This is a genomic window from Holdemanella sp. DFI.5.55, assembly GCF_020593575.1.
In the GTDB taxonomy this organism is placed as follows: Bacteria; Bacillota_I; Bacilli_A; order Erysipelotrichales; family Erysipelotrichaceae; genus Holdemanella; species Holdemanella hominis.
The window spans coordinates 1-10,346 of sequence record NZ_JAJDMK010000075.1 but is presented as its reverse complement, the minus strand read 5'-3'; the positions used below and the strand labels follow the sequence as shown (position 1 = coordinate 10,346).

Genomic DNA, 10,346 nt, shown 5'->3' with positions numbered 1-10,346 from the left:
TTGGTGTAACATATGCTGAAGATAAGGAATATGTACAAAATGCCTTTAAACAATTAATTGAAGATGGTGTATATCCTGAAAAATTATGGAAATAGTTAGAATTTCAAAATAATTACTAAGCAAATATTAATAAAATTGGTTCATTGACATAGTTGAATTAGAGATTCACCTATAGATAGGAACCTTTTTTTGTGAAAAAAGACACATTTAATAAATTAGGATATAAAGCTAAAATTAACATTCATACAACGTTTTGTATAAATTGACTTCTGGACATATATCTTTATTTCGAACGCCACTTAAGATATTGTTGATTTTCATGAATTCATCTTGAAACATCTTGCTTCCAATCATCATTGTATGTAACTCACTATATTGAAATAACGCTAAATACCCTTGTAGATAATGTGTCATTACATTTCTTTCGCCTCTGAAGAATGCTTTGATTCTATCATGAAGACGATTAACCATTTCTAAGGTATATCCATCTTTCGATTTTTCACCAGTTGGTATTTTGACACATTTTATATTTAATGCATCCATTAATTGGTGATAGCTTCTTTGACTATCACTGATTACGATTGATCCAGGACATATTGTATTTTTAAAAATATCTATTAGCGTGCTAGAGGTGGGACGACCTCTATCTGCCGTGTGTACAACATAATTTCCATCTTCATCTATTGCACATGCGATACCAATTTTATCTTTACTTATACCTCTACGATTTTGGTTTACAAACCCCTTATCTTGGTAAGTCAAATATGTTTCATCTAGTTCATTTTTCTTTGACAATTGCTTTTTGTTTATCAATTGATTATGCACATACATAAGTTTATGTCTGTTATAAAAAGCTGAAACAATACTGATACCTACAAGCTTTGCAGTTTTAGATAAATAATCATTGTTCAATGAAGAATAGAATAAGATTTCCCATTGTTCTTTTGATAAATGAGACTAATGCATTAGATGATTTGTACTATTAATGAATCTTCGTTTACAATTATTGCATTTATAACGTTGTCTTCCTTTACTGTTTTTTCCGTCCTTAACAATATGAATGCTTCCACAATAAGGGCAGCACTCGATATGAGAGCTGAATAGAAATTCAAAGCATGACTGCTTAATGGCATCAGATAATTGTAGTAACTCATTCGTATCGTAGTTATCGAATGTTCTTGTATCCAGCAACTCAGTAGATTCATCTATTTTTAAATTAAATTCTGTACACATGTTTCGTTACCTCGCTTATAGGTAAAGTGTACTAGTCTAATCGACAATAATGATGTCTATATCCTGTTTTATTAAATGTGTCTTTACTTTAAAAGTTAAATCAGATAAAAATGAATCTGAAGAGTTGATAACTATTCTATAAACGGTTAGCAATTGATACGTTTTGCCTTAAGCTTGTTTATATGATAAAATCATTTAGTAAAAAAACACATGTTTTGTGTTGTCGTTAATTTCAGAATTAACAATTTACGTTGAAGGCTTATAAGCAATTTAGATATTTTATAATGAGTAATTTATGACAGATTATAGTTGGTTAAATCAGGCACTTCTTTTTTGAAAATATAGGAAGGTATTATATGGGGTATTTGGCGGTATATAATAATTGGATCAATGATAATTTTTTTGATGAAGATACAAGAGAAGAATTAGGATGTATAACTTTTGAGAAGGAAATAGAAGATCGATTTTATAAAGAATTAGAATTTGGTACTGGTGGACTTCGAGGAATTATGGGTGCTGGTACAAATCGTCTAAATAAATATACAGTTGGCAAAGTAACTTTAGGTTTAGGACATTATTTAATGGATAGCTATGGTAAAGACGAATGTATTGAACGAGGGGTTGTTATTGGGTTTGATACAAGAAATAATAGTAAAGAATATGCTAGAGTGGTAGCTGATGTTTTAACGGGGCTAGGGTTAAAAGTATATCTTATGAAAGATGCCAGACCAACGCCACAGTTGAGCTTTTCTGTGCCTTATTATAAAGCTTTAGCTGGTGTTGTTTTAACAGCAAGTCATAATCCTAAGGAATATAATGGATATAAGGTTTATGATGAGTATGGATGTCAATTGGTTCCTAGTCAGGCTGATCGAGTAATTCAATATGTGAATGAAGTGATAGATTATCAGTCAATAGATTTTGAAGGAAATGATACATTACTTACTTTTATTGATAATACAGAGGAATTTGTTTCAGAAGTATATAAACAACAGCGTATTAAAAATGAAATAATAAAGAATAATTTAAATGTTGTATATACTCCATTACACGGTTCTGGTAGAATACCCGTTTCTAAAATATTAGAAATGGATGGGTTCCATTGTGCTTCGCTAGTTGATGAACAGGCAAATGATGATGGGGATTTTTCTACTGTTAAATCACCAAATCCTGAAGATAAGGAAGCTTTAACTTTAGGTATCGAATTAGCTAAAGAGTTAAATGCGGATATTGTATTAGGTACAGATCCAGATTGTGATCGTGTGGGTATTGCGGTTAAAGATGCGAATAATGAATATAAATTATTGACAGGAAATCAAATTGGTTCATTACTAATGGATTTTATTATTCGTCACACAGATTTAAATGAACTAGAAAAACCTGCTATTATTAAAACAATCGTTACTTCTGAATTGGGTGCAAAGATTGCGGAAAAAAATGATATTGAAGTTTTTTCAACACTAACTGGTTTTAAATTTATTGGGGAGAAGATTACTCAGTTTGAAAAGGCAAAAGATCAAGATGATTTATCAAGAAACTTTGATTATTTGTTTGGATATGAAGAATCTTATGGATATCTTTGTGGGACTCATGCTAGGGATAAAGATGCCGTTGTTTCTAGTATGTTGATTTGTGAGATGGCTGCAGAAGCTAAGAGTCAAAATAAGACATTAATAGATAAGTTAAATGATATTTATAATGAATATGGTTATTATAAAGATGTTCTAGAAAGTTTCACATTAAAAGGAAAAGATGGTGTTGAAAAAATTAATGAGATGATGAGTACTCTACGAAATGAATGTCCATTTACGGATGTTGAAAAAATATCGGATTTTAATAAAACAACATTTGAAGAGCATGGTTTTGGCACATATCCAATTTCAAATGTGTTGAAATATGAATTAAAAGACGGTTCATGGGTAGCTGTTAGACCTTCGGGAACAGAACCTAAAATTAAAATTTATTATAGTATTAGAGGAAATGATGAATCGGATGCGAATGTTCGATTTGAGATGATTCAGAATTTAATTAAAACAAGAATGGGACTATAGGAAAGGGGTATATTATGCATATTATTTTACTTTCAGGAGGTAGTGGGAAACGTTTATGGCCATTATCGAATAATGTTCGTAGTAAACAATTCATAAAATTATTTAAGAATGAAAATGGAAAGTATGAATCTATGGTACAAAGAGTGTATCGTCAAATTCAAACTGTGAATTCGGATATGGAAGTGACAATTGCGACAAGTAAGTCACAAGTGAGTGCGATTCGTAATCAATTAGGAAACAAGGTTTCCATTTGTTTAGAGCCTTGCAGAAGAGATACATTTCCAGCAATCGCTTTAGCAGCTGCTTATCTAAAAGATGTACAGGGATTAAGTGAAGAGGATTGTGTTGCCGTTTGTCCTGTGGATCCTTATGTAGATAATACTTATTATCAGACTGTACAGAAATTAGAGGAAATTGTAAAAGAAGGACAATCAAATTTAGTTTTGATGGGAATAGAACCAACTGTTCCTAGTGAAAAGTATGGATATATTATTCCTGTGGATAAGAATGAGATTAGTCGTGTAGCTAAATTTACTGAAAAGCCAGATACAGAAACAGCCAAAGAATACATTAAACAAGGTGCGTTATGGAATGCAGGTGTGTTTGCGTTTAAACTAGGGTATTTATTAAATAAAGCACATGAATTAATTGATTTTGTGGATTATGCAGATTTATTTAAGAAATATGATACATTGACAAAAATTAGTTTTGATTACGCAGTCGTTGAAAAAGAACCTAATATCCAAGTGCTAAGATATACTGGGCAATGGAAAGATGTTGGAACTTGGAATATGATGGCTGAGGTTATGGCTGATAAGACAAAAGGCGATGTAATTTTAGATGATACTTGTAAAGATACAAATGTCGTAAATGAATTAAATATTCCAATTCTTTGCATGGGATGTGAGGACATGGTTGTTGCTGCCAGTGAAGATGGTATCTTAGTTTCTACTAAAGAAAGAAGTGGCTATATGAAGCCGTATGTAGAAAAAATAGACAATCCGAGTATGTTTGCAGAAAAATCTTGGGGCACTTTTACGGTAATCGATAATCAGGAAAATTCAAAAACAATTAAGATTGAAATGAAGCCAAACACAGAAATGAGTTATCATTCACATTCATCGAGAACTGAGATTTGGAATATTGTTTCTGGTACTGGTAAAGCGTGTATTAATGGGGAGTACAAGGTTGTTAATGCGGGGGATGTTATTCAAATTCCAATTAACACAAGGCATAATATTAAGGCATATGAGAAAATGGAAATCATCGAAATTCAATTAGGCGATATTATTAAAGTGACTGATAAGTCAAAGTATGAAATGTAGGTATGGCTATGACAAGAATGAGATTAATGAATACAGAGATTGATAATTTAACAATGGACGAAACACTGGATGCGATTGATAGTTTAATTAAAGAAGATAATTGTTCTTATGTTGTAACACCTAATGTGGATCATATCGTACAACTTGAAAAAGATGAAGAATTAAAAAGGGTTTATGAGAATGCATCCTTGATTTTAACGGATGGTAAACCATTAATTTGGATTTCCAACTGGTATAAAACGCCAATTAAAGAGAAAATTTCTGGCTCAGATCTATTTCCTCGTGTGTGTGAGTTAGCGGCGAAAAAAGGATATACTATGTATTTACTTGGTGCAGCTGAGGGTGTTGCAGATAAAGCAGCTAAAAATTTGATGGACAAGTATAAAGGGCTGAATATTGTAGGTACTTACTCACCTCCTTTCGGATTTGAAAAGGATAAAGTGGAATTAAAAAAAATTGAAAGACAGATTCAAGAAGTTCATCCTGATATTTTAATTGTTGGTTTAGGCTGCCCAAAACAAGAAAAGTATATGTATCATCACTGCAAAGAACTAGATGTGCCTATCTCATTTGGTTTAGGGGCGAGTATTGACTTTGAAGCAGGAAATATCAAAAGAGCTCCTAGATGGATGTCAGAACATGGTTTAGAATGGCTTTACCGAATCACTCAAGACCCTAAGAGATTAGCAAAGAGATATTTAGTAGATGACATGAAAATAATTAGTATAGCAAGAAAATATCGGAGAGGTGTATAATGTCTACTATTAATGAGGTTGCTGTTGTAATTCTTAATTATAAATCATGGAGGGATACATTAAATGAAATTGATCTGTGTCACAAAGAGATTGGTATAGATTATGAAAATATTATTGTTGTAGACAATGCTTCTCCAAATGAATCAAAAGAAGAACTAGAAAAAAATAGCCAATTAGGATATAGGTTCATTTATTCCACTGAAAACAATGGTTATGCCAGTGGAAATAATATAGGATTAAAATATGCTTTCAATCATGGATATAAATATGCACTTATCCTTAATAATGATATTTTATTCAATGATAAAGAATTTTTAAAGAAACTATTAGAAGTAGTTGATAAGGATAATAAATTAGCTGTAGTTAATCCAGATGTTTATTCACCATCGGGATATTTGTTTAATCGAGATGCAAAGCGACCTAATTTATTCGATTATACTGTAGGAATGTATTTATATAAAAAGAGGGGTAGAAATATTCAAGATATAGATAAATATGGATATGTATATCGTCCTCAAGGATGTTGTATGTTAGTTGATTTAAATAAGTTAAATCAGGTGGATTATTTGGATGATTCAACCTTTCTTTATTATGAAGAAGTCATTTTAGCGGAAAGACTAATTAATAAAGGGTTTAGATGTGCATGTTGCACGAATACTAGTATTATTCATAATCACTCTACAACTGTAAAATCAAGTTTTGAGTTAAATGAAATTATTAAAATTAAGAATAAAAGTTTTTCTTATTATTTAAAAGAATATAGACATTATAGTAATTTGAAAATTAAAATGTGTTGTGCATTTAACTTTTTAAAAGAAAAATGTCTTAATTAATAAGATATACTGTTGTTATTATTGAAAGGTGAGATAGAATTGAAACTGTTTAGTATTGTTATACCAGTGTATAATGTAGAAGATTATTTATCAAAATGTGTGGATTCGATTATAAATCAGATTGTTCAAAATCAGATAGATTGTGAGATTTTACTGATAGATGATGGTTCTACAGATAATAGTGGAGCTATTTGTGATCAGTATTATGAAAAATATGAAAATTATATTAGTGTTTATCATAATGAAAATCAAGGCTTACTATTAACAAGAAGATTTGGCTATAAAAAAGCTAAGGGTGAGTATATCTTGAATTGTGATTCAGACGATTTACTTGATGAAAATATGTTGAATCGATTAAAAAATGTGATCGAAAAATTTTCTTTTCCTGATTTGATATTTTTTAATTATTATTCTTTTGATGGAGAAAATAAAGAAATTGTAACTCATGACATTTTTTCTAATGATAAAGAATGTGTTGTCACTAAAGAAAATGTTTATGATAAATATTTTAAAAGCCAAGATATAGTCAGTATGTGTTGTAAAATATATAAGAAAAAATGTATAGATTTAACAAATGATTATAAAAAATTTGGTAAATTTGGAACAGGAGAAGACACATTACAAACAATAGAATTAATTAATAATGCCAGAACATTTGTATACTTAAATGAACCTTTGTATCTTTATCGAATGGGTACTGGGATGACAAGAAGATTTGATGAAAATTATTATTTTTCTTTCAAGAAAGTCTTTGATGAAATTGTTCGTCAAAAGAATGTTTGGAATATTGATAATTTTAATACCTTATTTGCAATAAAAGTATTACAAACTTCTGCACGAACTATGACTCAATCAAGATATAAAAAATGGAATTCTTTTAGTGAGCAAAAAACTTTCTTAAGTAAAATTAATTCGGATTGTTATTTTATAGAAAGTATCAAATATTTAGATGAAATTAAACCATATTTAAAAAAGAATTATATAGTGTTATTAAAGTTATTAAAAGAGAATAAACTTAATAGGATTTGTTTTATGTTAAGAATTAGAAATTTAATAGGTTAATAATTTATGAAAATGAATATAAAATTTGTAAAGAATAATTTAACTGAACTAAATTCTTATGTTGGATTTATAGTCTTACTAATATCAATGTATGTGTTTGAATCAACTACTTGGACTAGTTTTAATGATAGTTTTATTCATGATGTTATATTAGGGTGCACATTAATGTTCGCTATTTCTTGTATGCTCTTAAAAAAATCTAGTTTAAAAGAAAAGTTTGTTTTTGGAATTTTGATGTGTATTGGTTTATTATGCTATATTTCAACCCGATTTACTGGTTTATTATTAACATTCTTGGCTGTAACATTAATTCCTAGAAATAGTATAGATAAAGTTTTTAGAATCATTTTTATTGAAGAATTATTCTTGACTATTTGTATTATTCTTTTATCCTTGATTGGTATTTTACCAAATCAAGTAGTTGAGATAAATAAAAGTCTATATACAGTCAATGCGTATACGTTTGGCTTTAATCATCCAAATATATTAACTGCCCAAGCAACTACAATAGTTTTTTTATATTTATGCGTGAATAGGAATAACGTACAAATTAAAACAATATTAATTTCGTTAATATCTACATTGCTAATTTTTTATTTTTCTAGAGGGCGTACAGCTTTTTTACTGAGTTTATTAACAATAATTCTGATTTGTATTAATAAAACTGGAAAATTTAATAGTATTAAATCTTTAATTTTTAAATATTTACCTTACTTGAATATTGTAATAATATTAACAATTATAATAGTTATTATTCTTTTTGCTTTTTTTGGAGGACATTCAAGACTAATTAATTTAATTAATGATTTAATATTTAATGGAAGAATAGGGCTAGCTTGGTTAAACTTTAAAGCTTATTCTATGAGTTTATTCGGTGTAAATTTAGATCCTAGTGTGTGGCCAGAATGGCAATATCATGCTTTAGATAATGGTCATATGATGATTTTTTTACAATATGGTGTTATTGGATTCATAGCATATTTTTACATTGTGCAAAGAGTGTTAAATAATATTGCTAAGAGAAAAGATATAGTAATGTGTATAATAATTTCAGTATTATTGATTTGGTTGATTTATGAAGGTACTATGTCTTATGTTGGGAAAAACTTTACTTTACTTTTTGCCTTTTATAGAGGTAAAAGTGGATTAAAAAAGGAAGGGGTAAAACAAAATGTTACCTAAGAAAATACACTATTGTTGGTTTGGAGGAAATGAATTACCAGATTTAGCTATTAGATGCATTGAATCGTGGAAGAAGTATTGCCCTGATTATGAAATTATTGAATGGAATGAAACTAATTTTGATTTAGAATGTTGTGATTTTGTAAAGGAAGCATATAAGGCAAAGAAATGGGCTTTTGTTTCAGATTATGCTCGTCTAAAAGTTGTCTATGATAATGGAGGAATATATTTAGATACAGATGTTGAATTGGTAAAGTCTCTAGATATTCTGCTACAAGAAAAATGTTATTTTGGTGAAGAAACAACGGGATATGTTGCTACAGGTCTTGGCTTTGGAGCGGAAAAGCATAGTCCTATAATTGATTTATTATTAAAAGAATATTATAACAAACATTTCATTAATGATGATGGTTCATATAATATGGATCCATGTCCTAAAATAAATACAAAACCATTACTTCAATTTGGTTATAGTTTTAGTGGCAATAAAATATGGAGATGTGATGATTTTACAGTATATCCACCCGAGTATTTTTGTCCATTAGAGTATAATACCAATAAAATGAATATTACTGCTAATACTTTATCTATTCATTTGTATAATGCATCATGGTTAAGCACATTGGATAAGTTGATTAATAGAATTGAAGGTAGTAATAAGCATGGTATAAGTCTTAAAATCAGACGTTTAGTATCGTTTCCATTTAGAGTAATTAATAAATTTAAAAAAAATGGATTTGGTAATACAATAAAACAAATATTAAATATAATTCAACGTTAGATATGTTTGAATAAAATTGCCATTGAATATTAGCATAGTTGAATTTAAAGTTATATAAAATGTATTAGTTAGGAGAAAATGGTGGAAGAATTGTTAAAAGTTTCGATTATCATACCGGTGCATAATGCTGAGAATACTCTTAATCGTTGTATTGAAAGCGTTGTATGTCAAAGTTATAAAAATATTGAATGTATTTTAGTAGAGAATGGATCAAGTGATAATTCTCCATTTTTATGTTCAATGTATGCAGAGAAATACAAAAATATCATATCGAAATCTATTGGATCTAAGGGTGTTTCTTATGCAAGAAATTGTGGATTATCACTTGCTACTGGCGATATTATAGGATTTTGTGATGCTGATGATTTTTTGGAAATTAATGCAATAGAATTGGCAGTTAATGAATTCAAAAAAAATGAAAATATAATTTCTGTTTTTGGTGCATTTAATATAGGAACAATCGATGAAAATGGAATTTTACATAATACATATAAAGGTTTAAAAAATAAAAAAATTTCTATTCCTAAAGCTATGGAATTAGTAATAGTTAACGATTCTGTCATGGGAAGTGTTTGGAATAAATACTATAGGACAGAGGTTCTTAAAAATATGAGTTTTGACTGTTCTTTAAGTTATTGTGAAGATATGCATTTTAATGTAAAAGTTTTAAATTCTATTCGAAGTAAAAAGAAAGTTAAAGTAATTAGTTCGCAACTGTATTGTTATATGGAAAATGTTAATAGTTTAACACACTCCGAAGATATATTATTTGATGATAAAGATGAATTGAAATATATAGTTGCATTAAAGAAAATTGAAAATGAATGCAAAGTTAATAAACGAATTAAACGTTTATGTAAAATGAAAATCGCTTGTTTCTCTATTGATAATTTAAAAACTACGAATATTAATAATATCAAAAGACAAAATTTATTCCGTGAATTGAATGAAAACTATTTATATTTGGTGTTAAACTTTTGGAAAAACAATTGGAAATGGAATATAAAGAGAATTCTTAATGGAATTATTTTTTTGTGTGAGGATAAAAGGAGAAAATCTTAATGAAAAAAAAAGGCGCTCTAAAATAGTGTAGGGTTATGTGAAAATACCGGCTTTAAATTATT

9 protein-coding genes and 1 pseudogene are annotated in these 10,346 nt (G+C 28.7%); 8 read left to right on the top strand and 2 right to left on the bottom strand.

Translation table 11 applies throughout. From position 1 onward, the window contains the following. Window positions 1–234: 234 nt before the first annotated feature. Together LJE08_RS11545 and LJE08_RS11540 are read right to left on the bottom strand one after the other, a co-directional pair. A pseudogene (locus LJE08_RS11545) lies at window positions 235–945 on the bottom strand (IS1595 family transposase); the annotation flags it as partial. Between the two features lie 12 nt (window positions 946–957). Next, complete coding sequence (locus tag LJE08_RS11540) at window positions 958–1,233, bottom strand: IS1 family transposase (protein ID WP_227403299.1); 276 nt, start codon at window positions 1,231–1,233, stop codon at window positions 958–960. A 356-nt stretch (window positions 1,234–1,589) separates the two neighbouring features. On the opposite strand from LJE08_RS11540, the gene LJE08_RS11535 reads away from it, so the two are divergent. The 8 genes from LJE08_RS11535 (at window position 1,590) to LJE08_RS11500 (ending at window position 10,284) form a co-directional block, all read left to right on the top strand. Further along, entirely contained in the window at window positions 1,590–3,284 is a 1,695-nt protein-coding gene (locus tag LJE08_RS11535) for a phospho-sugar mutase (RefSeq protein WP_227403298.1), read from the top strand. Between the two features lie 14 nt (window positions 3,285–3,298). After that, on the top strand, window positions 3,299–4,609 hold the full coding sequence (locus LJE08_RS11530; protein WP_227403297.1) for a sugar phosphate nucleotidyltransferase: 1,311 nt from the start codon (window positions 3,299–3,301) through the stop codon (window positions 4,607–4,609). A gap of 2 nt (window positions 4,610–4,611) precedes the next feature. Beyond that, window positions 4,612–5,364 carry a WecB/TagA/CpsF family glycosyltransferase gene (locus LJE08_RS11525; RefSeq protein WP_227403296.1) on the top strand — a complete coding sequence of 251 codons (753 nt, stop codon included), beginning with the start codon at window positions 4,612–4,614 and terminating at the stop codon, window positions 5,362–5,364. Continuing rightward, on the top strand, window positions 5,364–6,197 hold the full coding sequence (locus tag LJE08_RS11520) for a glycosyltransferase (RefSeq protein WP_227403295.1): 834 nt from the start codon (window positions 5,364–5,366) through the stop codon (window positions 6,195–6,197). Before LJE08_RS11525 ends, LJE08_RS11520 begins: the two co-directional genes overlap by 1 nt. Before the next feature lie 39 nt (window positions 6,198–6,236). Next, window positions 6,237–7,259: a glycosyltransferase family A protein gene (locus LJE08_RS11515; protein WP_227403294.1), complete on the top strand. Its 1,023-nt coding sequence runs from the start codon at window positions 6,237–6,239 to the stop codon at window positions 7,257–7,259. Between the two features lie 6 nt (window positions 7,260–7,265). Continuing rightward, entirely contained in the window at window positions 7,266–8,441 is a 1,176-nt protein-coding gene (locus LJE08_RS11510; RefSeq protein WP_227403293.1) for a hypothetical protein, read from the top strand. Continuing rightward, on the top strand, window positions 8,431–9,222 hold the full coding sequence (locus tag LJE08_RS11505) for a glycosyltransferase (protein WP_227403292.1): 792 nt from the start codon (window positions 8,431–8,433) through the stop codon (window positions 9,220–9,222). The genes LJE08_RS11510 and LJE08_RS11505 overlap by 11 nt, the downstream gene beginning before the upstream one ends. Window positions 9,223–9,300: 78 nt before the next feature. Beyond that, window positions 9,301–10,284, top strand: coding sequence for a glycosyltransferase family 2 protein (locus LJE08_RS11500; RefSeq protein WP_227403291.1), 984 nt, complete (start codon window positions 9,301–9,303; stop codon window positions 10,282–10,284). Window positions 10,285–10,346 lie beyond the last annotated feature (62 nt).